Here is a 25,679-nt window from a genome sequence, read left to right as displayed (position 1 = left end):
CGTTCCACAGCAGTCGGACTAGACGATCGGCGGCTCGCCGGATTCTCCGGTCTGACTGGCCTGATCGGGTTCGTTCGCGGACTGAAATGCCTCGACCCGGCTGGCGAGTTTCTGGGCGCCTTTCACGCGCGCCACGTGATACAGCGCATCGCCGGCATGAGCCAGCGGCAGGAAGGATCGGCCGATGACAATGCCGGCATGCTCTGACTTGAGCTCGATCTCGGTCTCGCCGAACGGATCGGCGATATAGGCCAGCACCTGGTCCTTGCTGACGTATTCGCCCAGCTCGACCAGCGAGCGCAGGATGCCGGACTCGGGCGCCCGTTCCCAGTTGGAGTCCAGCGCGACGACCGGCTTCTGGGGCGTTCGGCTGCGCGTGCGCTTTGGCAACATGCCCAGTTCACGCATGACGTTGGAGATGCCACGCACGCCGGCACGAATCGAGAATTCGTCGAAGCGCAGCGCTTCCCCTGCTTCGTAGAGCAGCAACGGCACGCCCTTGCGATCGGCGTACTCGCGCAGCGAGCCTTCGCGCAGACCGGCATCGATGAGCAGCGGACAACCGAACGCATCGGCCAGCCGCTTGACCGTCTCCTGAGACAGGTCGGCCCGGATCTGCGGCAGATTGGAGCGATGGATCGCCCCGGTATGCAGATCGATGCCGTAATCCGATTTCATCACGATCTCGTCGACGAACACCTTGGCCAGGCGTGCGGCCACGGAGCCGTTTGCCGAGCCGGGAAACGAGCGGTTGAGATCGCGCCGGTCCGGCAGATAGCGCGAATGGCGCAGAAAACCGTGCACGTTGACGATGGGCACGGCGATCAACGTGCCGCGCAGCTGCTTGAGCCCGCGCAGCTTGAGCAGGCGACGGATGATCTCCACACCGTTGAGTTCGTCACCGTGTACCGCCGCGGAGACGAACAGCACCGGCCCGGCGCGCTTGCCGCGGATGACGTTGACCGGCATGGTCAGCTTCGCGTGCGTATACAGATCCGCCACCGGGATATCGACCGTGGTACGGGTGCCGGCCTCGATCGTCTGGCCGCCGATCTCCAGCGGCTTGATCGGCCTGGATTTGGCAGACTCTGTAGGGCTGGACTCGTCGCTCATGACTTTCGGGGCGGTTCACGCCGGACAAACAAAAAACGGCAGTGCCGAGGCACTGCCGCTATCGATTATAGCGCGCCGATCAGCCGCCGCCGCGGGTGCGGGTCTTGCCGTGCTTGGAATAGGTCTCGATGAAACTGATGATCTGACCGGCGATGTCCTTGCCGGTGGCGCCTTCGATGCCCTCGAGACCGGGCGAGGAATTGACCTCCATCACCACCGGGCCGTGGTTGGAGCGCAGCAGATCCACACCCGCCACGTTCAGGCCCATGATCTTGGCCGCACGCACCGCGGTCGAACGTTCTTCCGGCGTGATCTTGATCACGGTCGCGCTACCGCCACGGTGCAGGTTGGAACGGAACTCGCCTTCCTTGCCCTGACGTTTCATGGAGGCAACCACCTTGTCGCCGATCACGAAGCAGCGGATGTCCGCGCCCTTGGCTTCCTTGACGAATTCCTGGACCAGAAAATGCGCGTCCAGACCGCGGAAGGCGTCGATCACCGATTCCGCGGCACCGCGGGTTTCGGTGAGCACCACGCCCTTGCCCTGCGTGCCTTCGGTGAGCTTGATGACGTACTGATTGCCACCCACCAGATCCAGCAGGTCGTCGGTGTCGTCGGGCGAATGCGCGAAACCGGTCACGGGCAGGCCGATACCCTTGCGGCACAGCAGCTGCATGGAACGCAGCTTGTCGCGGGAGCGGGAGATGGCCACCGACTCGTTGAGCGGATACACGCCGATCATCTCGAACTGGCGCAGTACCGCCGTGGCGTAGAACGTGATCGACGCGCCGATACGGGGAATGACCGCATCGATGTTTTCGATCTTGCGGCCCTTGTAGTGCATCTCCGGCGCATGCGGGACGATGTTCATGTAGCAGCGCAGCGGGTCCACGACGGTGACCTCGTGATCACGCGCATTGCCTGCCTCGATCAACCGCCGCGTGGAATACAGATTCTTGTTACGCGACATGATCACGATATTCATACTTGTTCTCCTGGACCTGGGCCAGTCACAAAGGATGCAAAAGGGTCTACGCACAGCGAACGCATGGCGGTTCGGCCTACGAGCATGCGGAAAAGCATTGTATCGCGTGCCGTCAAGGTAAGTTCGATTTCCCATTCACGCTGCGCCATCGCCACGGGCGTGGCGATCACGAACCGCCATTCCTTATGGCCACCCGAATCGCGCACGCTGCGTTCGTCCACGACCGGCGCGGTGCACCAGACGACGGTATCGGTATCGCGCTGCAACGGATGCACGCCGAAGCGTGCGACTTTGCGGCCGCCGTCGTGGGCCACATCCAGCGAGAAGGTATGCAACGCCGAAGTTCTTGCGCCGGTATCGATCTTCGCCTTGATGAAATCGATCCCCAGCTCCGGCAGGCACAGCCATTCTCTCCAGCCGATCACCGTCTTATGTGATGTGGAACGGGTGTCGTCCATAGTCTGTCTGTCCAATTCGGAAATCAGGGCCTGTCGTTGCTTCGGTCACAGACCACGCAAACGACTGCGATCCTGTGCGCGCGGCCCGGCACGGTCATATCTGCACAAAGGCCAGCCGGCTCTGGAGATTGTCGCGCGAATCGGCGTACGACAGCGCCTGCTCCTGGGAAATCCGCTTGCCGCGAACGAGTTCGAGCAACGAGTCGTCGAACGTCGCCATGCCGTCCGCGCCGTCACCCTCGGCCATGGCCTCGCGCACGCTGTCGATACGGCCCTTGCGGATCAGATCGGCAATATACGGCGTATTGAGCAGCACTTCATAGGCCGCCACGCGCCTGCCGTTGATACCGGTCACCAGTCGCTGCGAGACGATGGCACGCAGATTCAGCGACAGATCCATGAACAACGCCTCGCGCGCGGCCTCCGGAAACAGTGAAATCAGGCGTTGCAGGCACTGATAGGCATTGTTGCCGTGCAGGGTGGTGAGCGCCAGATGGCCGGTGCCGGCCAGTTGGATACAGGCTTCAGCGGTCGCGAAGTCACGAATCTCACCGATCTGGACTACGTCCGGCGCTTCGCGCATGGCCGAGCGAATCGCCCGCGCGAAACCGCGCGTGTCCACCCCCAGTTCACGCTGATTGACGATCGAGCGCTTGTGGCGATACAGGAATTCGATCGGGTCCTCGATGGTGAGAATATGCCCGTTCGCGTTTTCATTGCGATGATTGATCATTGCCGCGAGCGTGGTCGATTTGCCCGAGCCGGTGGCACCCACCACCATCACCAGCCCGCGTTTCTGCATGGACAGGCGCTTGAGCACGTCCGGCATGTCGAAATCGTCGAAACTCGGCACGTTGCCGATATTGCGCAATACGATCGCCGCGGAACCGCGCTGGCGAAACACGTTGACGCGAAAGCGTCCGTGGTCGCCAAAGCGAAAAGAGAAATCGATCTCCTGTTCGCGCTCGAATTCGTCGCGCTGACGCTCGTCCATCAGCTCGAACGCCAGCGCTTCCACGGTCGCCGGCGTCAGCGTCTGGCGCGCCTTGCTCTTGACCGGATAGATCTCGCCCTCAACGCGCAGCATGACCGGCGCGTGGGTGGTGACATAAATATCCGATGCCCTCTTGTCTATGGCGAGTTGCAGATAGGGATCGAGGCTTTCGCTCTCGGCACCGCTATCGCTCATGGGCATCACCATCGCCGTCGTCATCTTCGTCGTCATGCATGGTCAACGCATCGACACCGGCATCGGCGCGCAGGTCCTGGCGACCGCGCTCGCTGTTGAGCTTGATGTTGAGCCGCAGCTCGTTCTGCGAATCGGCGTTGCGCAGCGCTTCGGTGTAGTCGATCAGGCCGGCCTCGAACAGCTGGAACAGCGACTGGTCGAAGGTGTTCATGCCCTGCTCGTTGCCCCGCGCCATGGTCTCCTTGAGCTCGCCCACCTTGCCCTTGAAGATCATGTCGGACACCAGCGGCGTGTTGAGCAGAATCTCGGTGGCCGCGGTGCGTCCGCCGCCGACCTTGCGCACCAGACGCTGCGAGATCAGCGCACGCAGGTTGAGCGACATGTCCATGAGCAACTGCTCGCGCCGGGTCTCCTCGAAGAAGTTGATGATGCGATCGAGCGCCTGGTTGGCGCTGTTGGCGTGCATGGTGCACAGCACGAGATGGCCGGTCTCGGCGAAATTGATCGCGTACTCCATGGTCTCGCGGGTGCGCACCTCGCCGATCAGGATCACGTTCGGCGCCTGACGCAGCGTATTCTTGAGTGCGTTGTCCCAGGACTGCGTGTCCACGCCGACCTCGCGCTGGGTAACGATCGACTTGCCGTGCGGATGCACGAACTCGATCGGATCCTCGATGCTGATGATATGTCCGGCCGAATTGGCGTTGCGGTAGCCCAGCATCGCCGCCAGGGACGTGGATTTGCCGGAGCCGGTCGCGCCGGCGAAGATCACCAGGCCGCGCTCGCCCATGACCACATCCTTGAGCCCGGGCGGCAGGCCGAGCTCGTCGAAATCCGGAATCTCGGTATTGATCACGCGCATGACCGCACCGATGCGGCCCTGCTGCACGAACGCCGATACACGAAACCGCCCCGAAGGCGGCGAAATCGCGAACTGGCACTCCTTGAATTCATCGAACTCACGCGCCTGGCGATCGTTCATGATCGAGCGCACGATCAGCGCCGACTGCTCGTGGGTGAGCGGGCGTTCCATGAGCGGCGAGATCTGGCCATCCTTCTTGATCGCCGGCGGAAAGCCGCTGGTGATGAACAGATCCGACCCGCCTTCGGCGGTCAGCCGCTCGAGCAGCACGGTCAGCAGTTTTGTCGCCTGGCCTCTATCCATTACGGCTATCCGGTGGCGGCCAGGGCATCGCGATTGGCGGCACGCCGGCCGGCCTCTTCGCGATTGACCACGCCGCGGCGCACCAGATCCTGCAGACACTGATCGAGCGTCTGCATGCCGACCGACTGGCCGGTCTGAATCGAGGAATACATCTGTGCCACCTTGCCCTCGCGGATGAGGTTACGGATCGCCGGCGTGCCGATCATGATCTCGTGGGCGGCAACCCGACCACCCGCCTTCTTCTTGAGCAGCGTCTGTGAAATCACCGCGCGCAGCGACTCGGACAACATCGATCGCACCATATCCTTCTCCGCGCCCGGAAACACGTCGATGATGCGGTCGATGGTCTTGGCCGCGGAGCTGGTATGCAGCGTGCCGAACACCAGATGCCCGGTCTCCGCGGCCGTCAGCGCCAGGCGGATGGTTTCCAGATCGCGCAGCTCGCCGACCAGAATGGTGTCCGGATCCTCGCGCAGCGCCGAGCGCAGCGCGGCGGCGAACGAATGCGTATCGCGGGCGACTTCACGCTGATTGATCAGGCACTTGCGCGAGCTGTGCACGAACTCGATCGGATCCTCGACGGTGAGAATATGGCCGAGCTCGGTTTCGTTCTTGTGGTTGACCATTGCCGCGAGCGTGGTCGACTTGCCGGAGCCGGTCGGGCCGGTGACCAGCACCAGACCGCGCGGCAGGCTGGCGATATCGCGAAAGCTCTTGGGCGCATCGAGATCCTCGAGCGTGAGCACTTCGGAGGGAATCGTGCGAAAAACGGCCGCCGAGCCACGATTCTGATAGAACACGTTGACACGAAAACGCGCCAGGTCCGGAATCTCGAACGAGAAATCGGTCTCCAGATTCTCGTCGTAATCCTTGCGCTGGCGATCGTTCATGATGTCGTAGACGAGATCGAACACTTCCTTGTGTTCCATCGACGGCAGATTGATTCGCCGCATGTCGCCATCGACACGGATCATCGGCGGCAGGCCGGCCGACAGATGCAGATCCGATGCGTTCTGCTTGACCGAAAAAGCCAGTAACTGAGAAATATCCATGAGCCCCCGATGTCCATCGCTGCAAGCTTGTCGCGTACTCTAACCGTACCCGATGCCAAAAACATAACCGATGACCGATACCCGCCCCGACGATATTGCTGCCAATCTCGACGCGGTTCGCGCGCGTATCGCGCACGCCGCGCGCGATTGCCATCGCGCTGCCGACGAGATCCGGCTCGTCGCGGTCAGCAAGACCAAGCCGGTGGCACTGGTGGCGGCCGCACTCGACGCCGGCCAGCTCGATTTCGGTGAAAACTATCTCCAGGACGCGCTGGCCAAGATCGACGCACTCGCCGCTCGCCAACCCGTCTGGCACTTTATCGGCGACATTCAGTCAAACAAGACCCGCGATATTGCCGCGCACTTCGCCTGGGCCCATGCGGTCGACCGTTTCAAGATCGCGCGCCGGCTTTCCGACCAGCGTCCCGACGGCATGGCGCCACTGAATATCTGCATCCAGGTCAACGTCGACGACGAGGACAGCAAGTCCGGCATCGCCGCCGACGCACTGCCGGCGCTGGCCGCGCAGATCGCCGAATTGCCCAACCTGCGCCTGCGCGGACTGATGACCATCCCCACCTACAGCGACGACTACGACAGCCAGCGCCGGCCGTTCGCGACACTGCGCGAACTCATGGAAGGCCTCAACGCCGACGGCCATCGGCTGGATACCCTCTCGATCGGCATGAGCGCCGACCTGGAAGCCGCGATCGCCGAAGGCGCAACCCACGTGCGTGTGGGTACCGACATCTTCGGCGCGCGCGGCTGACGCCTATAAACCGAAGGCGACACGCTCGCCGTCCAGCCGCGCGCGAGGCGTGCCACGGCTAGGCCGCGCCCCGTGTCCGGCCCCGTGCGCCACCGACAATACCGCCCGGCAACTGCGTTAGAATCGGCGCAAATCGATACCGGAACGAGCAATGAGCAAGCAGGAAGAACTCAAGCGTGCGGCCGCCGAGGCGGCCTATGAACACGTGCGCGACGGCGAATATCTGGGGGTCGGCACCGGCTCGACGGTCAATCATTTCATCGACGTACTGGCCGAGCGCAAGCCCGAGATTCCGGGCTGCGTGTCCAGTTCCAAGGCCACTACGGAGCGCCTGCGCGCGGCCGGCTTCGACGTGGTCGATCTCAACAGCAGCGGCGCGCTCGGCGTCTATATCGACGGCGCCGACGAAGCCAATGCACATCTCGAACTGATCAAGGGCGGCGGCGGCGCGCTCACCCGCGAGAAGATCATCGCCGGCGCGGCCCGCACCTTCGTATGCATGGTCGACGACTCCAAACGCGTCGACCTGCTGGGCCGTTTTCCGCTGCCGGTGGAAGTCATCGAAATGGCCCGCTCGAGCGTGGCCCGTGCCCTGGTCAAGCTCGGCGGCGAACCGGAGCTGCGCACCGGATTCATCAGCGACAACGGTCATCCGATTCTGGACGTGCACAACCTCGAGATCATGAATCCGATCGAACTCGAGGACGCGATCAATGCCCTGCCCGGCGTGGTCACTGTCGGCCTGTTCGCGCGCCGGCCGGCGGACGTGCTCATCGTCGGCGCCAAGGGCGGCGTCGATGTCATTACCCGTTAGAAGTCACGATCCGCGTCGAGCCCGCTGCCCATGACGGACGCCATCCCCGAAGTCGTAGCCTTCTTCGATGACAACACGTTCAGCGTCCAGTATGTGGTGATCGACCCGGCCACGGCGCATTGTGCGGTGATCGATCCGGTCTGGGATTTCGACCCGGCTTCGGGCCGCACCAGCACCGAATCGGCCGATGAAATCATCGCCTTCATCCGCGGCCGCGGCCTGAGCGTCGATTGGATACTCGACACCCACCCGCACGCGGATCATTTCTCGGCTGCCGTGTATCTGGCCGACCTGCTGGACGCGCCGCGGGCGATCGGCGACCGGATCACCGCGGTCCAGGCGCTGTGGAAGGACATTCATAACCTGCCCGACCTGGCCACCGACGGCCGGCAGTGGGATCACCTGTTCGCGGACGGCGACAGCTTCCGGCTCGGCGCATTGCAGGGCCGAGTGCTGTTCTCGCCCGGCCATACGCTGGCCTCGATCACTTATGTGATCGGCGACGCGGCCTTTGTACACGACACCCTGTTCATGCCCGATTTCGGCAGTGCGCGGGCCGATTTCCCGGGCGGCAGCGCGCGCGATCTGTATCGTTCCATCCAGCAGATTCTGGAGCTGCCGGCCGCCACGCGCCTGTTCACCGGCCACGACTACATGCCCGACGGCCGCGAGCCGCGCTGGGAGTCCACCGTGGCCGAGCAGCGCGCACACAATCCGCATGTGCGGGGCCTGGACGAGCCCGCCTATGTTGCCCTGCGCGAAGCGCGTGACGCGGAACTACCGCTGCCGGCGCGGATGCTGGCTGCCCTGCAGGTCAATATCCGGGGCGGACGTCTGCCCGAGCCCGAAGACAACGGCACCTCGTACCTGAAAATACCGCTCAATCGTTTTTGAGACCAAGACCCGGATGAGCCATCGCTAGCCGGCTGCCGGCAGCCAGAGCTGGGCGGACAGCCCGCCGAGTGCGGCGGCTTCCAGTACCAGGGCGCCGTCGTAGGCCGCCGCCAGATCACTGACGATCGCCAGCCCCAGCCCCGAACCGGGCGTGGTTTCGTCGAACCGCTGGCCGCGCACGAGCGCCTGCTCGCGCTGCGCCGTGTCCAGCCCGTGGCCATCGTCATCCACGCACAGGCACAGGCGCCCGTCCTCGCGCAGCACGCGGACCTCGATCACGCCGCGTGCCCACTTGCAGGCGTTATCCATCAGATTGCCGAGCATCTGCTCGAGATCCTGGCTTTCGCCGGCGAAGACCAGCGCGTCGTCACAATCCACGTCGATTACCAGACCGGCCTCGCCGTGCAGCCGTTGCAGCGTGCGCTGCAGACGCGCGAGTACCGGCGCGACCGGCGTGGCGAGACCGGCGCGCCGGGTGCCGGCGATCCGGGTACGGGCCAGATGCCAGTCGACCTGGCGCCGCATCGCCTGCACCTCGCGCTGCAGGCGCGTGGCGCGCACGGTATCGCCCTCTCGGCCCAGGCGATCGGCCTCGTTGCCGATCACCGACAGCGGGGTCTTCAGGGCATGGGCCAGATTGCCGGCCTGATCGCGGGCCCGCTCGATGAGGCTTTCGTTGGCGGCGAGCACGGTGTTCAGATCAGCCACCAGCGGCGCGACCTCGCCGGGATAATCGCCCGACACCCGCGTACTGGCGGCACGCCGGATGGCGCCCAGTTCGGCACGCAGACGCCGCAACGGGCGCAGGCCCAGGCCGACCTGGAGCGCGGCCGCCGCAATCAGCCCCAGTGCCAGCACCCCGAGCGCCAGCATCAGTGCGCCGATGAATGAATGCACCGCGTTCTCGACGGGGCGCAGATCGGCGGCGACGGTCAGGCGCAGGGCGCCGGCGCGGCGCGGCAGGGTGATGTCCCGGGCGATGGCCAGCAGCGGCGTGGCGCGAACCCCGACGATACGGCGCGGGCCGCTCGCCGCGTCACTCTCGCCGCTGTCCAGGCGGTGTTGCCACAGCGAGCGTGAACGCAGCAAAGGTTCGGCCGCGCCGCCGGCCTCGGCGCTGTCGACCTGCCAGTAGCGCCCGGAAAACACGCGCTGATAGAGCGGATCGCTCATCGGCCGCGCCTGCACCAGCCGACCGTTCGCGTCGACGCTCAGCTGCGAGACAAGCTGCAGAAAATCCGCGTCCAGACGGCGCGCGAGTTCATCTTCGAGGTGTTGACGAAAAAGCAGCGACAACACCAGTCCGGTGACCACCAGCGCGACCACGATCCACGCCAGCGCGCCGAGAAACAATCGCCGTTGCAGCGATGCGCGTCTCAATCGTCGCCCTCGCCGTTGTTGCCGGCCACTGCCTCGTGCACGGCAAAGCGATAGCCGAAACCGCGTTCGGTGACGATGACTTCGCCGCCGAGCTTGCTGCGCAGCCGCCGGATGAAGACTTCGATGGTGTTGGAGTCGCGATCGAAATCCTGTGCATAGATATGGTCGATGAGTTCGCTGCGCGACACGATCTCGCCGGCATGGTGCATCAGGTAGGACAACACGCGATATTCATGGCCGGTGAGCCTGACCGGTCGATCGGCCACGCTCACCCGCGCGGTACGCGTATCCAGTGTCACCCCGCCGCGCTCGAGCACGGCCGAGGCACTGCCACTGGCCCGGCGAATCAACGCCCGCAGGCGCGCCAGCAGTTCTTCCATGCGGAATGGCTTGGCCAGATAATCGTCGGCGCCGGCGTCCATGCCGTCGACCTTCTCATGCCATTCACCGCGCGCGGTGAGTACCAGCACCGGCACATCGATCAGTTCTGTCCGCCAGCGCCGCAGCACGCTCAGGCCGTCCAGGCGCGGCAGGCCCAGATCGAGCACGATCGCGTCGTAGGGCTCGGTGGCGCCGCGGTAGGCGGCGTCCTCGCCGTCGCCGGATACATCCACCGCATAGCCGGCCTCGGCCAGCGCCTCGCCGAGCTGCTCGGCGAGCGTGGGTTCGTCTTCGACCACGAGCAGCCGCATCTAATCCACCCCGGATATGTTCATAAGCCCCTGTCTGCCAGCGATCGGGCCGGTCAGTCCGGCGTGCCCGGCGGCACGCAGTCGAGCAGGTCCAACCGTCGGCCTTCGGCCTCGACCAGCGCGAAATCGCGGGCGTCGTATTCCAGCTCGGCCACATCACCGCGCGGCCCGAGCAACTTTATTTCATAGATCCAGAGGCCGTCGTCGCGTTCCAGTTCCATTTCCACGAAGCGGCCCCGGCATTCGCGCTCGACCTTTGCCAGCAGCGCGTCGAGCGGACGAATATCGCCGGCCGCCAGCGCCGCTCGCGCCGCATCCATGTCGTCGTCATCGTCGTCGGCCCGCGACGCGGCCACCGGCAGCATGACGATTGCGCACAGGAGCGCCAGCGCGACGCGCCACGATGTCGAAGTATTTCGCATGGCCTCATTGGATGAGCACCGCGATGAATTGGCGATTAACGCGACGTTCACCCCGAATTCGACGCACGCGGCGCAGCATCGCTTTCGAACTCACCCAATGGAGACCTATCCATGATCAAACGCACACGCATCGCCCTGACCGCCGCCACCGCCCTCACACTGGCCAGCGGCGTTGCCCTTGCCCAGAACAGTAGCCAGGACAGCACATCGGGCAGCAGCTCGATGATGTCGATTGCCAAGACCGTGGAGATGCTCGAGGGCAAGGGCTATACCGATATCGACAGCATCGACCGGGAACTGGATCGCTACGACGTCGATGCCACCGCCCCCAGCGGCCAGCGCGTCGAGATAACCGTCGACGGCAAGACCGGCGAGGTATTGCGTAGCGAGCGCGACGACGACTGATCGTCTACCGCTTCAGAATACCGCGCGCGGCGCGGCACGGCCCGCCCGACTGATGTCCGGCGGGCTTTTTTAACGTGGCGCCGGAATTTTCGTGCACCGCGATTTCGTCGCTGCATCATGCATCGTTAAACTGTTGCGCTTGCCTGTCGCCCGCCAAGAGCCTCCGTGACCGATCAACGATCAACGAACAGCCCGCCCCCTCTGACACCGTCCACCCCGCTCGTCTGGCTCATGGCCGTGGCCTGCGGCCTGTCGGTGGGCGGCATCTATTACGCCCAGCCCCTGCTCGATCTGCTGGCGCGCACCTTCGACGTCTCCAGTGCCGCGGCGGCGAGCATTGTCACCGTCACCCAGCTGGGATTCGTGGCGGGCCTGGTATTCCTGGTTCCGCTGGGCGATTTCTTCAATCGGCGCCGACTGGTGCCGATGGTGAGCGTGGGTGCCTGCCTGTCGCTGGCCTGCGCCGCCTTCGCGCCGGGGTTCTACGGGTTCCTGCTCGCCAGTTTCCTGATTGGCCTGACCTCGACCGCGGCCCAGATCATGGTGCCCATGGCGGCGCATCTGGCCGCCGACGATCAGCGCGGCGCGGTGGTCGGCCGGGTGATGAGCGGTCTGCTGATCGGCATCCTGCTGGCGCGGGCGTTCTCCGGCCTGATTGCCGATGTCGCCGGCTGGCGCGCGGTCTTCGGCTGCGCGTCGGTGGTGCTGCTGGTGCTGGCCTATCTGCTTCATCGCGTGCTGCCGGATACCCAGGCCACGGGCGAACGCATGCATTACGGCCGCGTGCTCGGCTCGATCGCGGGCCTGATCGTGGATGAGCCGGTCCTGCGCCGGCGCATCGTCTACGGCACGCTCGGCTTTGCCTCGTTCACGATCATGTGGACCACGCTGCCTTTTCTGCTGGCGCCCGCGCCCTACGGCTACAGCGAAACCACCATCGGCCTGTTCAGCCTGCTGGGTGCGGCCGGCGCGATCGGCGCTTCGCTGGCCGGACGTCTGCACGACGGCGGGCGCAGTCAGCTGGGCACGGCCGGATTCATCGTATCGGCACTGCTCGCGTTCGTGCTCATGGCGGCGCTGCCGCACAGTCTGATCGCGCTGGTGATCGGCATCCTGCTGATGGACCTGGGCGTGCAGGGCGTGCAGATTCTCAATCAGAGCATGATCTATACCCTGCGCCCGGAAGCACGCAGCCGGATCACCACCGCTTATATGAGTTGCTTCTTTCTCGGCGGTGCGGCCGGCTCGCTGATGGCCGGGGTGGCCTACGATATCGCCGGCTGGCCGGGTGCGATGACGGTGGCCGGCGTACTCGAAGCCGCCGCGCTTGTGTTCTGGTGGACCGAGCCACGCCGAACTGCCGTTGCCGATACCGCGGCCACGGGCCAGTAGTCGGCGCCGTACTTCATCGCGAGTCGCGACGGCCGCAATTGCGCGGCCCGCGCCCGGCGTCTAGCCTTGCCGCAGAACAACCGCCTTTAAGGCAACGATTAAAATCATGAGCCAGATCATTGACGTCACCGTCGAATGCTTCGGCGAGCTGCAGTCGCTGATGGGCGCCGACCAGGTCCCGGTGGCCGTACAGGCGCCCTTCACGCCGTCGGCTCTCATCCACGGCGCACAGCTCCAGTATCCCAACGCGGCCGCGCTGCTGGAGCGCACGGCCTGCGCCCGCGACGATACGTTGCTCGCAGCCGATGCCACGCTTGCCGACGGCGATCGTATCGCCCTGATTCCGCCGGTCTCCGGCGGCCAGCCCGAGGTCGCCATCGAACGCCATCTGAGCGCGCAGGAACTCGACCTCGCAGCCCTGATGGCCGAAACCGAAGACGAGACCTGCGGCGCGCTGGTGGTCTTCGGCGGCACCGTTCGGCTGGCCAATCAAGGCCGTGAAGTCGTCTCCATGGACTACTCTGCCTACGGCCCGCTGGCCGCGAAGACGCTGGCCGATATCGAGCACGAGGCGATGGAGAAATTCGACGCCCACGCCTGTCGTATCCAGCACCGCACCGGTCAGCTCGGGCTCGGCGAAGTCAGCGTCTATGTAGTGGTGCGCTCGGTGCACCGCGCCCAGGCCTTCGACGCCGCGCGCTACGCGCTCGAAGAACTCAAGGCGCGGGTCGCGGTCTGGAAAAACGAATACTATGCCGACGGCTCGAGTGCCTATCTCGAAGGCACCGAAGTGCCGCGGCCCGAGCGCCCGCGCAACGACGACGCGGCTGATTCATCTTCCGGTTCCCAGGTATGAAAGACGTTGGCATGAAGCCCGAGACCCTGCGCTCGGCCACCGCGACCGCGACCTTCCACGCACCGACGCACTGCATCGAACGTATTCGCGATCGCGATACCGAAAAAGGCGATCCACAGGCCACCGCCCGTATCGCGGGCATTCTCGCCGCCAAGCGCACTGACGAACTGCTGCCGCTGTGTCATCCGCTGCCGATCCATGCCGCGGAAGTGCATTTTGCGTTCGAGGAACAGCGCGTGGTGATCGAGGCCGAAGTCCACACCATCGGCCCCACCGGCGTGGAAATGGAAGCGCTGACCGCGGCCAGCATGGCCGCGCTCACCCTCTACGACATGCTCAAGCCCTATGCCGAGCCGGCGGAACTGGCCATCGGCGAGACCCGTCTGCTCGACAAGACCGGCGGCAAGAGTCATTACAAGCGCACGCTCAAGAAGCCGCTGAGCGCGACCGTGCTGATGGTCTCCAATCCGGTCGCCGACGGCAACAAGCCGGACACGGCGGGCAAACAGGTCGCCGAAGGTCTGGAAAAAGCCGGCTTTGCCCCGCTCGACTACCAGATCCTGCCCGACGATCAGCAGCGGGTGGGCGATGCCGTGCGCGCGGCCATGGCCAGCAACACCCACCTGATCGTCACCGTGGGCGGCACCGGCATCGGCCCGAAGGACCGCGTGGTCGAGACCGTGGAACCGCTGCTGACCACGCCCATGCCCGGTCTGATGGAAGCCGCCCGTGCCTTCGGCCAGCGGCGCACGCCCTATGCCGTGCTCTCGCGCGGGGTCTCCGGCTTTGCCCATAACAGTCTGGTGCTCACTTTCCCCGGCAGCCGCTCGGGCTCGAAGGAAACCCTGACTGCACTGCTGCCGAGCCTGATCCACGTACTGGAAATCCACGAGCGTTTTGCCGAGCACGCCGGCTAGGCCAGAGCGCTCTGTTCGGCGGGCCGCTACAACCCGGCCAGCCGCTGCCAGGACTGCTCGGCCAGCGCCAGGCTCTTGACCACGGCAAACAGAAGCTGGCCCACGCGCAGGTCCAGAGCCTCGGCCGAGCGCCGGGTGACCCGTGCTTCCAGACGTTGATGGCCGATCGCGAGCATCACATTGACCGCATAGTCTCCATCGGCGGTGACCGATTCGACATGGCCGGCGAGCACATTCAGAGCGCTGATGCCCGCCGGACGCTCGCGCGCCAGCATCACGTCACGGGCGCGTACATGCAGCGTCACCGGGCTGGCGATGTCCTGTTCCAGATGGGGCACGAACAACGACTGGTTCTCGCAGTCGAGCACCGACAGCCCGTGTTCCGGCACATGCCGCCCTACCTGCGCACGCAGCAGCGCACCCGCGTCGCGGGCATGTTCGGCCCCCAGCAATTCGGGACGCGCGAGAAAATCCGCGGTCGGACCGGAAAAAGCAATACGCCCCTCGCTGACCGCCACCACATGGCGATTGGCCAGACGCAGCATTTCGTCCAGTTGGTGACTGACGAACACGATCGGCAGCGCCGATTCCTGGCTGAGCCGCTCGATATAGGGCAGCACTTCGGCCTTGCGGGTCGCGTCCAGCGACGCCAGCGGTTCGTCGAGCAGCAGCATCGCGGGATCGGACAGCAAGGCCCGGCCGATGGCGATCCGCTGCTGCTCGCCGCCGGACAGCCCGGCGATGCGGCGTTCCAGCAACGGGCCGATGTCGAGCATGTCGACGACGCGATCGAAATCCGCTGCGCGTCGGTGTGCGCGCGCGAACCAGGCCCCGTAACCCAGATTGTGGCGGACGTTCAGGTGCGCGAACAGGCGCGCCTGCTGGAACACATAGCCGATACGCCGGCGATGCGCGGGGATACGGATACCCCGCTCGCTATCGAAGACACAACGCCCGGCCAGCACGATGCGCCCGCGCGCGGGCGTGATCAGGCCGGCGAGAATGCGCAGCAGCGTGCTCTTGCCCGCGCCCGACGGGCCGAACAGACCGGTGACCCGTTCCGCGCTCGCGAACGCGCAATCCAGCGAAAAATCTCCGAGCCGGTGGCTGACATCAATCTCGAGCATCAGCGCACCGCCTGTCTGCGCTTGATATAGCGCGCCATCAGTTCCGAGGCGAACAGGGCCCCGAACGAGACCGCCACCGAGATCAGGATCAGCTGCAGCGCCTGGCCTTCCCCGCCGGGCACCTGGATGAAACTGTAGATCGCGAGCGGCAGCGTGCGTGTCTCGCCGGGGATATTGGCGGCGAAGGTAATGGTGGCGCCGAATTCGCCCAGGGCCCGGGCGAAGGCCAGCACCAGGCCGGCGATCACGCCGGGCAGCGCCAGCGGCAGGGTGATGCTCAGCCAGACCCACACCGGGCCGGCCCCGAGCGTGGCCGCGGCGTCCTCGACCCGGCTGTCGATCGCTTCCAGCGACAGCCGGATCGGGCGCACCAGCAACGGAAAACCCATGATCGCGCCGGCCAGCGCCGCGCCGGTCCAGCGAAAGGCGAAAACGAGGCCGAAGGTATCGGCCAGCCAGCCGCCGATCAGGCTATTGCGACCCAGGCCGATGAGCAGCAGATAACCAGTGACCACCGGCGGCAGTACCAGCGGCAGATGCACCAGCGCATCCACCACCATCTTGCCGCGCCAGCGCGAGCGGGCGAGAAACCAGCCAACGGCCAGCGCAAAGGGCAGACTGCAGGCGACGGCGGTGATCGCCACCCAAAGACTCAGCCGAAGCACCTCGGCCTGGGCCGGATCAAGCATCGGTCACGCGCGCGCTTTCATTGGGGCTTCGCGGCGCTGCTTCCGGCCAGGCGAAAACCCCATTGCTTGAAAATGCCGGCGGCGGTGTCGGTTTGCAGGAACGCGAGAAAACGCTGCGCCTGCGGATTGTCCACGCCCGTCAGTATCGCCGCCGGATAGATGATCGGCTTATGGCTGGCGGCGGGAAACGTATCGACCACCTGCACATCCTTTTCTGCCACTGCGTCGCTGGAATAGACCACGCCCAGCGGCGCCTCGCCGCGGGCCACCAGCGCGAGCGCGGCGCGCACGTCGTCGGCCTGGGCGATATGGCCCTGCAAGCCGTCCCAGACGTGCAGGAACTCGAGCGCCTGACGGCCGTAGATACCGGCCGGCACCGCGTCGGTGTTGGCCATGGCCAGATAGCGGTCGCCGAGCGCGGCCACGATGTCGAAATCGGGCGCGATCTCGAGCCGCGTGTCGCTGTCCGCAGGCGCGACCAGCACCAGCGAATTGGCCAACAGATCGACCCGTGAGGCGCTGTCGACGCGTTCATCAGCGTCGAGTCGGTCCATCCAGTCCTGGTTGGCCGAGACATAGACATCGGCCGGCGCGCCCTGCTCGATCTGGCGGGCAAGCGTGGAACTGCCCGCATAGCTGACCTTTACGTCCACCGGATGATCTTTCTCGTAGGCGACGACGACGCCGTCCATCGCGTTCTTGAGGCTCGCCGCGGCGAATACCAGCAGCGACGAGTCTTGCGCATCGGCGGCGCGTGCCGATAGCGGCGCGACAACCAGTGCCGACAGAACAATGAGCACAAAGCCGGTGAATACACTCCGCCCAAGATTACGGTACCGCGACATGGCGCCCTCTCGCTTGACTGATGGTGAAGGCGTCGGTGCCCGGGTTGGGCATATCGCATAGCCGATATCGGCACTCGACGCATCCAGCGTTATATAGCTTACTACATAGCGAACGCAGCGCGTAGCGGTCGCGATACACCGCAGCGTAGGCATCGGATAGTTCTTGCCGCGAGCCCATTATTTACGTTGCGAGCAATTGATTTCTACACAATTAGTCGCATATAGAGAAGCAGATGGCAGTACTCGCGCCGCTTTTTCCGGCTCGAGCCGCCCTTTTTCCCCGCAAAGCAAGGACTTCAAGCATGCATTTCAGAGCCCCTCTCATCGCCGCCCTCCTGCTGGCCGTCGCCAGCACCGCCACATTCGCGGCCGGCACCGCCGATCATCAGGTCACGCAGAGCGACCGCCACGCCGAGGCCGGCGGCGCCAACGACAACTACGGCACCTCCGGGGTCGAGGTCGAGGATAACTTCTCGCAGTCGGACCGACCCGCCGCCACCCAGGCGGCCAATAACGCCCGCGCCTCTTTCGGCGATCGCAGCAACGTCAGTGTGGACAGCATGTCCAACCGTCGTGACAGCATGCCCAACGACAACGACATGTAGAGCCAACAAGCGCTACGGCGCAGAGCCGCACGACCCCGGACATCAGGCAGATGCCCGATGCCTCGGGATCGTCGCGGCGGTTACCGCGAACCTGCCCTCGGGAGGCACCGGGGCATCCGTGGAAACCCGGATATTGCATTTCCGGCAGCTGTAACCATTGTCTGGCAAGGCGCGAAGGCGTTCAGTCATACGCCGTTCAGTTGCGTAAGGCATAATTTTGGTCGATAGGACGAACAAGTCCGGACGATAGTTCAAGAGGTTTTATATGAAGCGTTCCACAAAGATTTCCGCACGTACCGCCGTATCGTCGATGATATGCGCAGGCGCCCTGATTTTCGGCTCCAGCGCATTGGCGGCGGAAAGCGGTAATACCAGCGAACACAGCATGTCGGGCGAGACCACCCTGTCCACCGACAGCAGCACATCGGCTGAGTCCAAATCGTCCAACGGCTCGATGTCCGGTGGCGACTATCAGTCCGGCGGCAACAATACCGAAGCCGGCGGTAGCAACGACGATTACGGCCACTCGGCCGACGATATCGAAGACGGCAACAGCTCGATGTCGGGCTCCGGCCACGGCGACGAAGACACCATGTCCGGCGACGACTACAAGTCGGGCGGCAATGGCATGCACAGTGAAGCTGGCGGCGCCAACGACGCGAACGGCCATTCGGCCGACGACCTGGAAGACGAGGACTCCATGAGCAGTCCTGACAACAGTTCCAAGAACGGTTCCATGTCGGGCGGCGACTACGAGTCGGGCGGCAACAGCTCGGCCCGTTAAAGCACCGGCAGGTAAGCCGCATCGGCACCCTGTGCCGTCGGTAATACTATTGAAAAAAGGGCAGCCGCGAGGCTGCCCTTTTTTTCGACCATGCGCCTGAAAAACTCAGTGCACGATTGACGCCAGTTCCTGCTGCGTGGGTGACGCCTTCAGCGACAGCGAAGTCTGCGACAGCGGCGTGCGCGTCGCCCCCACGATGGCACGCGACGGCACCCGCTGTACGAACGCCACCACCGCGAGTGATGCTACCGGCGCGCGCGACGGCAGCGACAACTGGGCGCTGTAGCGCTGCTGGCCCGCCACGACCTGCGCCGGCACCAGTTGGTGCACCACGCCATCTTCATGCAACGAACGGCCCCCGTTCTCGCCGCCGCCGACTTGGGTGACGACATCGTCCTGGGTCATCGCCAGCCATACCTGCACGGCGCCATCGCGGGCATTACCGCCCAGATCGACCGTCGCGGTCACCGCGCGCGCGCCATCGCGGGCGATGTTCAGCGTCACCGGCAGGTTCGCCGCGTCGGCCTGCGCCTTGATCGCGGCGGTCACCTCTCCGCGGCGGCTCCCCACCATCTCGCGCTGGCCGTCGACGACCAGCTGCGGCGTATATACACGGCCACTGCCGAACACATTGCGTGCATAACCGCGCTGGCGGTCGGTGTACTTGGCCCCCGAGAACGGATCGACCCAACCCAGATTGTCCCAGTAGTCCACATGCTGATTGAGAAGAATCAGCTCGATGTCGTCGGCGGGCGGATTCTCGCGCAGGTCACTGAGCAATGCGTAGGCCGGCGGACAGCTGGAGCAGCCGTTGGACGTGAACAGTTCCAGCACCACCGGACGCGGCGCGGCCCATGCGGTGGCCGCGGGCACGAGCAGTGCCAGCGCCGCGACCAGCAGCCGCCATCTTCTGCCCGGCGATCGCGTTGTCTTGATGAAATTCGCCATGACTAGCCTCGTGGGTTGACAGCCGGTAGGGGCCCGGCCGGAATCCTCACACTGACGGCTGCCGGCGCTCAAAACCTCACGATTCGATCACGCCAGGGGCAGATCGAAGCGCACCCGGGTTCCCGCGCCGGGCGTGCTCTGGATGCGCAGGCGCGAACCGTGGCGGGTACAGATCTCGTCGACGATGGACAGCCCCAGACCCGAGCCTTCGCCGCGCGCACGGCCCGCGCTGGTGCGATAGAAGCGCTGGGTGACCAGCGCGATATCGTCCTTGTCGAGCCCGAACCCGGTATCGCCGATACAGACTTGCACCACATCGCCCTGCGCCTCGGCGGTCAACCACACCTGCCCGCCCGAAGGCGTCGCGTTCAGGGCGTTGTCGAGCAGGTTGGCCAGTACCCGGTCGATGAGCGCCAGATCGGCGCTGACCATTGCCGGCGTGGGCACGCGTTGCACTTCCAGCGCCACGCCGGCCGCGCGCGCCTGGGGCTGGAACTTGCCGACGATGTCGTAGGCCAGTTCGGCCAGCGAGAACGGCTCGATACACAGCGGCTTTTCATGAGCATCCACGCGTGCCAGCGTCGACAATTGCTGGGCGAGCTGGGTCAGACGCCGGGCGTTGGCGAGAATGGCATCCAGATGTTCGTGCTTGACCACCAGGGCGAGATCATCCCGGCTGCGCAGCTGTTCGGCATACCCCTGCAGCGAGGTCAGCGGGGTGCGGAAATCGTGCGACAGATTGGCCACCAGCTCGCGCCGCTGCCGGTCGTTTTCGCGCAGCGCGTTGAGTTGCACCTCGATGGTGGCGGCCATGTCGTTGAAGGCACGCCCCAGGCGGCCGATCTCGTCGTCCCGAACCGGCTCGATGCGCTGTTCATAATCGCCCTCGGCAAAACGCTGCACGGCCTCGATCAGCCGCGAAAAACGCCGCGTGAGCAAGGCGAACAGGAACAGCCCTACCGCGCCCGACAGCAGCAGCGCCAGTACACCGGCCGCGATCAGCGTGCGCGTGATCGTGCTGGTACGCAGCATGGCGTACATGGACATCCGCGTGCCCGCATCGAGCACCGCGAACAGATAGCCCGGCGTATCCGCCGCGCCGTACTGGATACGCGCCACCGAAAACACGCTGGCCTGGCGCGTGCAGGGGGCCGAGGCGAACACCGGCAGCATCGGCGTCTCGCCGAGCAGATTGTTGAGCGCATCGACATCGACCTGGGCGTCGTCGCCACAGTTCGGATCGGCATAGTCGCCGACCACCCGGCCCTCGGCATCGAGCACGTACAGCGACAGCGACGGGTTGATCGACAGAATCAGGCGCGCGGCATCGCTTGCCCCGGCGCTTTGCGGGCCCTGCCGCAGCGGCTCCCGCATCACCTGAGCCAGATTGTCGGCCAGATCGATCTGCATGCGCTGCTGGAATTCGCGCCCGAGCTGGTCGAACTGGCTGACCGCGATCCAGGCGGCGGCCACCGAGAGCACCAGCAGGCTCGTGAGATAGACCAGCGCGATACGCGCGTAGAGACTGCGCCAGAGATTGCCCAGCCCACGCCAGAGGCTAAGCATTACGAAGACGCGCTGCCGCGCTCGTGCACCGCTTCGCTGACTTCATCGGCAAACCGATAGCCGACGCCCCACACGGTATGGATATAGCGCGGCTGGGCCGGGTCGGCTTCGATCTTGCCGCGCAGACGATTGATATGGGTGTTGACGGTATGGTCGAAGCCGTCGAACTCGGGCCCCCACACTTCGTCGAGCAGTTCGCCGCGGGTGAATCCGCGGCCCGGGTGGCGGGCAAACAATGACAGCAGGGCGAACTCCTTGGCCGTGAGCGACAACGGCTCACCGGCCAGGGTAACGCGATGGGCCGCGGTATCGATGGCCAGATCGCCGACCACCAGTGGCGGCGGATCGGCCGCGTCGGTGGCCGGCTGGCTGCTGGCCAACTCGCGATCATGCGCGCGGCGACGCAGCAGCGCCTGCACGCGAGCCAGCAGAATCCGCGACTCGAACGGCTTGGTCATGTAGTCGTCAGCGCCGATCTCCAGCCCGGTCACCACATCCGACGTACCCGCTTTTGCGGTCAGCATGATCAGCGGCACTGCGGTGTCGGTGGCTCGGATCTCGCGGCATACGGAAAGGCCGTCGATGCCGGGCAGCATGAGGTCGAGCACCACGAGCGCGGCGTCGGGCCAGCGTTCCAGCGCCTGCTCACCGGTCTGGACCCAATCCGCGGGGTAACCGGCCTCGCCGAAGATGGCGACCAGCAGGCGGCCGATATCGGGGTCGTCCTCGACGCACAGAATTCGTTCCGCCATGGTGCTGCCTCGATCCGCTGTTGGCCATGCAGCCTACTGTAGCGATCACCACGCGCGAGCACATCACGAAACCGTAACTCCGGAACCCTACCTCGCGCCGTTATCGATTCGTGATGATTGGTTCCGGTACTCCTTCTAACGTGCATGCAGGTCGTAGCGAACCGTTACGACTGTCGCAGTGATCGCAGGCAATCGCCGTGCGCTCTGCGGCCACTAAAAATCAAAGGAGTTTCGGATATGTCCTCACTCAAACAGATCAAGCCCGTCGCCCTGCTCAGTGCCGTCGTCTGCGCCAGCTGCCTGTTCTTCGCGGTATCCGCGAGTGCGATGGATGACGATAGTATGTCGCATGACAAGAGCATGTCGCATGACCAGACCAACGGCATGCAGGACAACAAGGCTGCCGAAGGCATGGAAAACAAGGACAGCATGTCGCACGACAGCATGAAAAAAGACGGCATGTCGCACGATGGCATGGAGAAGAAAGACAGCATGTCCGGTGGCGAGAGCATGTCTCACGACGACGGCATGAAGAAAGAAGACAAGATGTAAGAAGTCGCGCCCGCCGGCGGCAATCGGGTCGCCGGCGGGCATTTCTACGCAAGCGAGCACACGATGAATGCAACCACGACCGAGTCGATGAGTGAGGCCCCGGCCAGCGCGGCGCGACGCAGTTCCGACGCGCCCGCGGTGATCAAGCGCCACGGCATCGCGACCCGCCTGTGGCACTGGGTCAATCTCGTGTGCCTGATCCTGCTCCTGATGAGCGGACTGCAGATTTTCAACGCCCATCCGGCCCTCTACTGGGGCAACGATTCGACGTTCGATGCCCCGCTGCTCGCGATCGGCTCGATGCGCGGCCCGGACGGCGAACCGATGGGCGCGCTGCGTATCGCCGGACATACCTTCGACACCACCGGTGTCCTCGGACTGTCCAGCTTCAACGGCCAGCTTTCCCAGCGCGGTTTTCCGGCGTGGGCGACGCTGCCCGGCCCGCAGTGGCTGGCAATGGGCCGCTACTGGCATTTTTTCACCGCCTGGATCTTCGCCCCGTCGCTGTTCGCCTATCTGCTGTACACGCTGATAAGTCGGCGCCGGCGCCAGATGATGTTCCCCACGGGGTCACAGCTGCGCGGCCTGCCCGCGACGATCTGGCACCACATGCGCTTCAAGTTCGACCACAAGCGCGACTACAACGGCCTGCAGAAGCTCACCTATATTCTGGTGCTGTTCATTCTGCTGCCGCTGATGGTCTTCACCGGGCTGACCATGTCACCCACCATGAACGCGGCCTGGCCGTGGCTGCTGGATGTGTTCGGCGGTCGCCAGAGCGCGCGCACAATTCATTTCATCTGCGCCTTCGGGCTGATCGGCTTCTTCATCGTGCATCTGCTGCTCGTGCTGATATCCGGCGTGTTCAACAATCTGCGCTCGATGACCACGGGCGGCTACAAGATCAGCCAATCCGACGACCACAGGGAGACCCGGCGTCATGGGTAATCGCAAGCTCATTGTTCCCGACCCGCGTCGTCGGCGTCTGATCACCGGCCTCGGCGCGCTCGGCGCCGGCGCATTGCTCACGGGCTGCGACAGTCTGTCGCGCAACGAACAGGTCCAGGACGCGCTCGGCCAGGTCGATCGCCTGACCCGCGCGGCCCAGCGCCTGGTGTCGTCGCGGCAATCGCTGGCCCGCGAATTCGACAAGAGCCAGATCGCACCGTCGTTCCGGGGCAACGGCACCACCGATCCGTCGAACACGGCATACCGGCAGATGGCGGCGAACAATTTCGCCGACTACCGACTCCGGATCGACGGTCTGGTCCGCAACCCGGGGCAATTCTCGCTCGACGATCTCAAGGCCATGCCCTCGCGCACCCAGATCACGCGCCACGACTGCGTGGAGGGCTGGAGTTGCATCGGCCAATGGACCGGCGCCGTACTCGGCGGCGTACTCGACCGGGTCAAGCCGACCGCCGATGCCCGCTTCGTGGTCTTTCACTGCGCCGACAACACCTATGGCGGGCCGGACAAGTACTACGAAAGCCTCGACATGGTCGAGGCCTATCACCCGCAGACGCTGCTCGCCTACGGGCTGAACGGCGATACGCTGCCGGTGACCAATGGCGCGCCGATACGTCTGCGCGCGGAACGCCAGCTGGGTTACAAGCAGGCGAAATACATCATGCATATCGAATTGGTCAACAGTTTCGCGGATATCCAGGGCGGCAACGGCGGCTACTGGGAAGATCGCGGCTACGAATGGTGGGGTGGCATATGAAACATCTGAATTCACGACCCGTCGGTAGCGAACCGGCGGACGCCCGCCGCCGACAGCTGCTCAAGATGATCGGCCTGGGCGGCGGTGCTCTGCTGATCGGCTCGGTGACTCTGGCCCGGATTGCGCAGGCCGCCGACGCCGACACGGTCGAGCTGGTCGTGTTCGACGAACACGGAAAGCGCGTGGGCGAACGCAGGATGCCCAAGGTGAAGAAGACCGCCGCCGAGTGGAAGAAACAGCTCTCGAGTGCGTCCTACAACGTGACCCGAGAGGACGGCACCGAGCGCCCCTACAGCGGCGACTACGACAAGCCGGATGAAGCCGGCATCTATCGTTGTATCGCCTGCGATACGGCGCTCTACGACGCCGCCACGATGTTTCACTCCGGCACCGGGTGGCCCAGCTTCTGGCAACCGATCGCCAAGCAAAACGTGGTCGAGACCACGGACAGCACGTTCGGCATGCAGCGCACGGAGATCTCCTGCGCGCGCTGCGACAGCCATCTCGGCCACGTCTTCCACGACGGCCCGAAGCCGACCGGGCTGCGGTACTGCATGAATTCAGTGGCCCTGCGTTTCGTGCCCAACGCCACCGCCTGAACAAATCGGACGCCCTGACAAGGGGCGACCATCCAAACCCGAGGGTTTCAATATGTCCACGCAAGAAAAGAACCCAACACGCCATGCCGGGCTGCTGCTCTCCGGCGCGATCTTCCTGGGCGGCGCGATCTGGATGTATACGGCCGCCGCGGCCAGCAAGGGCGGCGTGGCCATACCCGCCGCGGCCCAGACTGCGTCGCAGACCCCCATCGACGGGACACGGACGGCAGTGCTTGCCGGCGGCTGTTTCTGGGGCATGGAGTCGGTGTTCGAACACGTCGACGGGGTCACCGACGTGGTTTCGGGCTACGCCGGCGGCACCGAGGAACACGCCAATTATCGCGACTCGAGCTCCGGGCGCTACGACGACGCCGAGGCCGTGCGCATCAGCTACGACCCCGAACAGATCAGCTACGCCGATCTGCTGCAGATCTATTTCTCGGTCGCCCATGATCCGACCCAGGTCAACCGCCAGGGTCCGGACCGCGGCCCGCAGTACCGCTCGGAAATCTTCGCCGCCAATCCCGCACAGGCCGAGGTGGCGAACGCCTATATCGAGCAGCTCACGCAGGCCGACGTGTTCAGCCGGCCGATCGCGACGAAAGTGTCGGTGGGTGAGCACTTCTTCCCGGCCGAGTCCTACCACCAGAATTACGCCGATCTGCACCCGAACAGCATGTATATCCGCATCAACGACGCGCCCAAGGTGGAAGCTCTCAAAAGTCGTTTCGGTCAGCGCTATCGCGAGCGGCCCGCGAACCTGGCCGCCAACGGCTGAACGGGCACAGCCAAGCACCGGCGCTCAGGCGTCGGCGCTTCGGCCATAGCGCCGCAACTGGGCCGGGCGATCCAAACGGATACCCGGCCCTTTTCGCGTCTCGCCCCTGTTGCCGAAATACGCACACGCCAGCAGGCGACCCGCGCTCCTTGTACTCGACCGGTCAAGGGCACTAGATTGGGTTCAGGCATCAGCGGATATGTCA

General features: G+C 64.8%; 29 protein-coding genes. 14 read left to right on the top strand and 15 right to left on the bottom strand.

Translation table 11 applies throughout. From position 1 onward, the window contains the following. Window positions 1-18: 18 nt before the first annotated feature. From ACFOSU_RS20260 to ACFOSU_RS20235, 6 genes are all read right to left on the bottom strand, one after another. Window positions 19-1,113 carry a succinylglutamate desuccinylase/aspartoacylase family protein gene (locus tag ACFOSU_RS20260; protein WP_380691825.1) on the bottom strand — a complete coding sequence of 365 codons (1,095 nt, stop codon included), beginning with the start codon at window positions 1,111-1,113 and terminating at the stop codon, window positions 19-21. Window positions 1,114-1,192: 79 nt separating this feature from the next. Beyond that, window positions 1,193-2,098, bottom strand: a complete 906-nt coding sequence (gene rimK / locus ACFOSU_RS20255; RefSeq protein WP_380691824.1) for a 30S ribosomal protein S6--L-glutamate ligase — start codon at window positions 2,096-2,098, stop codon at window positions 1,193-1,195. Then, complete coding sequence (locus ACFOSU_RS20250; RefSeq protein ID WP_380691823.1) at window positions 2,095-2,556, bottom strand: ATP-dependent zinc protease family protein; 462 nt, start codon at window positions 2,554-2,556, stop codon at window positions 2,095-2,097. The genes rimK and ACFOSU_RS20250 overlap by 4 nt, the downstream gene beginning before the upstream one ends. A gap of 94 nt (window positions 2,557-2,650) precedes the next feature. Next, window positions 2,651-3,745: a PilT/PilU family type 4a pilus ATPase gene (locus ACFOSU_RS20245; protein ID WP_380691822.1), complete on the bottom strand. Its 1,095-nt coding sequence runs from the start codon at window positions 3,743-3,745 to the stop codon at window positions 2,651-2,653. Continuing rightward, on the bottom strand, window positions 3,735-4,910 hold the full coding sequence (locus ACFOSU_RS20240; RefSeq protein WP_380691821.1) for a PilT/PilU family type 4a pilus ATPase: 1,176 nt from the start codon (window positions 4,908-4,910) through the stop codon (window positions 3,735-3,737). The genes ACFOSU_RS20245 and ACFOSU_RS20240 overlap by 11 nt, the downstream gene beginning before the upstream one ends. A gap of 5 nt (window positions 4,911-4,915) precedes the next feature. Continuing rightward, entirely contained in the window at window positions 4,916-5,962 is a 1,047-nt protein-coding gene (locus tag ACFOSU_RS20235; protein ID WP_380691820.1) for a type IV pilus twitching motility protein PilT, read from the bottom strand. Between the two features lie 70 nt (window positions 5,963-6,032). On the opposite strand from ACFOSU_RS20235, the gene ACFOSU_RS20230 reads away from it, so the two are divergent. From ACFOSU_RS20230 to ACFOSU_RS20220, 3 genes are all read left to right on the top strand, one after another. Next, window positions 6,033-6,731 (top strand): YggS family pyridoxal phosphate-dependent enzyme, encoded by a 699-nt coding sequence (locus tag ACFOSU_RS20230; RefSeq protein WP_380691819.1) that lies wholly within the window; start codon window positions 6,033-6,035, stop codon window positions 6,729-6,731. A gap of 151 nt (window positions 6,732-6,882) precedes the next feature. Further along, a complete protein-coding gene (gene rpiA / locus ACFOSU_RS20225; RefSeq protein ID WP_380691818.1) occupies window positions 6,883-7,545 on the top strand; it encodes a ribose-5-phosphate isomerase RpiA in 663 nt (220 codons plus the stop codon). Between the two features lie 30 nt (window positions 7,546-7,575). After that, window positions 7,576-8,439, top strand: coding sequence for an MBL fold metallo-hydrolase (locus ACFOSU_RS20220; RefSeq protein WP_380691817.1), 864 nt, complete (start codon window positions 7,576-7,578; stop codon window positions 8,437-8,439). Window positions 8,440-8,463: 24 nt separating this feature from the next. On the opposite strand, the gene ACFOSU_RS20215 is transcribed toward ACFOSU_RS20220, so the two are convergent. Genes ACFOSU_RS20215 through ACFOSU_RS20205 form a run of 3 tightly spaced genes read right to left on the bottom strand, consistent with a single transcriptional unit; the run spans window position 8,464 to window position 10,933 of the window. Continuing rightward, on the bottom strand, window positions 8,464-9,819 hold the full coding sequence (locus ACFOSU_RS20215) for a sensor histidine kinase (RefSeq protein ID WP_380691816.1): 1,356 nt from the start codon (window positions 9,817-9,819) through the stop codon (window positions 8,464-8,466). After that, on the bottom strand, window positions 9,816-10,511 hold the full coding sequence (locus ACFOSU_RS20210) for a response regulator transcription factor (RefSeq protein WP_380691815.1): 696 nt from the start codon (window positions 10,509-10,511) through the stop codon (window positions 9,816-9,818). Before ACFOSU_RS20210 ends, ACFOSU_RS20215 begins: the two co-directional genes overlap by 4 nt. 53 nt (window positions 10,512-10,564) lie before the next feature. Further along, on the bottom strand, window positions 10,565-10,933 hold the full coding sequence (locus tag ACFOSU_RS20205) for a PepSY domain-containing protein (protein WP_380691814.1): 369 nt from the start codon (window positions 10,931-10,933) through the stop codon (window positions 10,565-10,567). Window positions 10,934-11,044: 111 nt separating this feature from the next. On the opposite strand from ACFOSU_RS20205, the gene ACFOSU_RS20200 reads away from it, so the two are divergent. The 4 genes from ACFOSU_RS20200 (at window position 11,045) to moaCB (ending at window position 14,503) form a co-directional block, all read left to right on the top strand. Further along, on the top strand, window positions 11,045-11,338 hold the full coding sequence (locus tag ACFOSU_RS20200) for a PepSY domain-containing protein (RefSeq protein ID WP_380691813.1): 294 nt from the start codon (window positions 11,045-11,047) through the stop codon (window positions 11,336-11,338). Window positions 11,339-11,503: 165 nt separating this feature from the next. Beyond that, window positions 11,504-12,730 (top strand): MFS transporter, encoded by a 1,227-nt coding sequence (locus tag ACFOSU_RS20195; protein ID WP_380691812.1) that lies wholly within the window; start codon window positions 11,504-11,506, stop codon window positions 12,728-12,730. 106 nt (window positions 12,731-12,836) lie between these two features. Then, window positions 12,837-13,586 carry a molybdenum cofactor biosynthesis protein gene (locus tag ACFOSU_RS20190; protein ID WP_380691811.1) on the top strand — a complete coding sequence of 250 codons (750 nt, stop codon included), beginning with the start codon at window positions 12,837-12,839 and terminating at the stop codon, window positions 13,584-13,586. Beyond that, on the top strand, window positions 13,583-14,503 hold the full coding sequence (gene moaCB / locus ACFOSU_RS20185) for a bifunctional molybdenum cofactor biosynthesis protein MoaC/MoaB (RefSeq protein WP_380691809.1): 921 nt from the start codon (window positions 13,583-13,585) through the stop codon (window positions 14,501-14,503). Before ACFOSU_RS20190 ends, moaCB begins: the two co-directional genes overlap by 4 nt. Before the next feature lie 26 nt (window positions 14,504-14,529). Here moaCB and modC read toward each other — a convergent pair whose 3' ends face one another. From modC to modA, 3 genes are read right to left on the bottom strand one after another with little or no spacing between them, the layout of a single operon-like run. After that, window positions 14,530-15,633: a molybdenum ABC transporter ATP-binding protein gene (gene modC, locus ACFOSU_RS20180; protein ID WP_380691984.1), complete on the bottom strand. Its 1,104-nt coding sequence runs from the start codon at window positions 15,631-15,633 to the stop codon at window positions 14,530-14,532. Further along, entirely contained in the window at window positions 15,630-16,319 is a 690-nt protein-coding gene (modB, locus tag ACFOSU_RS20175) for a molybdate ABC transporter permease subunit (protein WP_380691807.1), read from the bottom strand. The genes modC and modB overlap by 4 nt, the downstream gene beginning before the upstream one ends. A 17-nt stretch (window positions 16,320-16,336) precedes the next feature. After that, a complete protein-coding gene (gene modA / locus ACFOSU_RS20170) occupies window positions 16,337-17,164 on the bottom strand; it encodes a molybdate ABC transporter substrate-binding protein (RefSeq protein WP_380691806.1) in 828 nt (275 codons plus the stop codon). 302 nt (window positions 17,165-17,466) lie between these two features. On the opposite strand from modA, the gene ACFOSU_RS20165 reads away from it, so the two are divergent. Together ACFOSU_RS20165 and ACFOSU_RS20160 are read left to right on the top strand one after the other, a co-directional pair. After that, entirely contained in the window at window positions 17,467-17,769 is a 303-nt protein-coding gene (locus tag ACFOSU_RS20165) for a hypothetical protein (protein ID WP_380691804.1), read from the top strand. A 265-nt stretch (window positions 17,770-18,034) separates the two neighbouring features. Next, window positions 18,035-18,553 (top strand): hypothetical protein, encoded by a 519-nt coding sequence (locus ACFOSU_RS20160; RefSeq protein WP_380691803.1) that lies wholly within the window; start codon window positions 18,035-18,037, stop codon window positions 18,551-18,553. A gap of 105 nt (window positions 18,554-18,658) precedes the next feature. Here ACFOSU_RS20160 and ACFOSU_RS20155 read toward each other — a convergent pair whose 3' ends face one another. The 3 genes from ACFOSU_RS20155 to ACFOSU_RS20145 all read right to left on the bottom strand — a co-directional run bounded on the left by ACFOSU_RS20155 (window position 18,659) and on the right by ACFOSU_RS20145 (window position 21,819). Next, window positions 18,659-19,501, bottom strand: coding sequence for a DUF1223 domain-containing protein (locus ACFOSU_RS20155; protein ID WP_380691802.1), 843 nt, complete (start codon window positions 19,499-19,501; stop codon window positions 18,659-18,661). Window positions 19,502-19,588: 87 nt separating this feature from the next. Further along, on the bottom strand, window positions 19,589-21,067 hold the full coding sequence (locus ACFOSU_RS20150; protein WP_380691801.1) for a sensor histidine kinase: 1,479 nt from the start codon (window positions 21,065-21,067) through the stop codon (window positions 19,589-19,591). Beyond that, entirely contained in the window at window positions 21,067-21,819 is a 753-nt protein-coding gene (locus tag ACFOSU_RS20145; RefSeq protein ID WP_380691800.1) for a winged helix-turn-helix domain-containing protein, read from the bottom strand. Before ACFOSU_RS20145 ends, ACFOSU_RS20150 begins: the two co-directional genes overlap by 1 nt. 237 nt (window positions 21,820-22,056) lie before the next feature. On the opposite strand from ACFOSU_RS20145, the gene ACFOSU_RS20140 reads away from it, so the two are divergent. The 5 genes from ACFOSU_RS20140 to msrA all read left to right on the top strand — a co-directional run bounded on the left by ACFOSU_RS20140 (window position 22,057) and on the right by msrA (window position 25,474). Continuing rightward, window positions 22,057-22,371: a pentapeptide MXKDX repeat protein gene (locus ACFOSU_RS20140; RefSeq protein ID WP_380691799.1), complete on the top strand. Its 315-nt coding sequence runs from the start codon at window positions 22,057-22,059 to the stop codon at window positions 22,369-22,371. Between the two features lie 87 nt (window positions 22,372-22,458). Beyond that, window positions 22,459-23,319 (top strand): cytochrome b/b6 domain-containing protein, encoded by an 861-nt coding sequence (locus ACFOSU_RS20135; protein WP_380691983.1) that lies wholly within the window; start codon window positions 22,459-22,461, stop codon window positions 23,317-23,319. Further along, window positions 23,312-24,097, top strand: coding sequence for a molybdopterin-binding protein (locus tag ACFOSU_RS20130; protein ID WP_380691798.1), 786 nt, complete (start codon window positions 23,312-23,314; stop codon window positions 24,095-24,097). The genes ACFOSU_RS20135 and ACFOSU_RS20130 overlap by 8 nt, the downstream gene beginning before the upstream one ends. Next, window positions 24,094-24,696, top strand: a complete 603-nt coding sequence (gene msrB / locus ACFOSU_RS20125; protein ID WP_380691797.1) for a peptide-methionine (R)-S-oxide reductase MsrB — start codon at window positions 24,094-24,096, stop codon at window positions 24,694-24,696. Before ACFOSU_RS20130 ends, msrB begins: the two co-directional genes overlap by 4 nt. 52 nt (window positions 24,697-24,748) lie before the next feature. Continuing rightward, window positions 24,749-25,474 carry a peptide-methionine (S)-S-oxide reductase MsrA gene (msrA, locus tag ACFOSU_RS20120; protein WP_380691795.1) on the top strand — a complete coding sequence of 242 codons (726 nt, stop codon included), beginning with the start codon at window positions 24,749-24,751 and terminating at the stop codon, window positions 25,472-25,474. Window positions 25,475-25,679 lie beyond the last annotated feature (205 nt).

Origin of the sequence: Salinisphaera aquimarina (assembly GCF_042643355.1) — a bacterium.
Lineage (GTDB): Bacteria > Pseudomonadota > Gammaproteobacteria > Nevskiales > Salinisphaeraceae > Salinisphaera > Salinisphaera aquimarina.
Note: the sequence above shows the minus strand (reverse complement) of the source record. Positions and strands in the feature narration are given on the sequence as shown.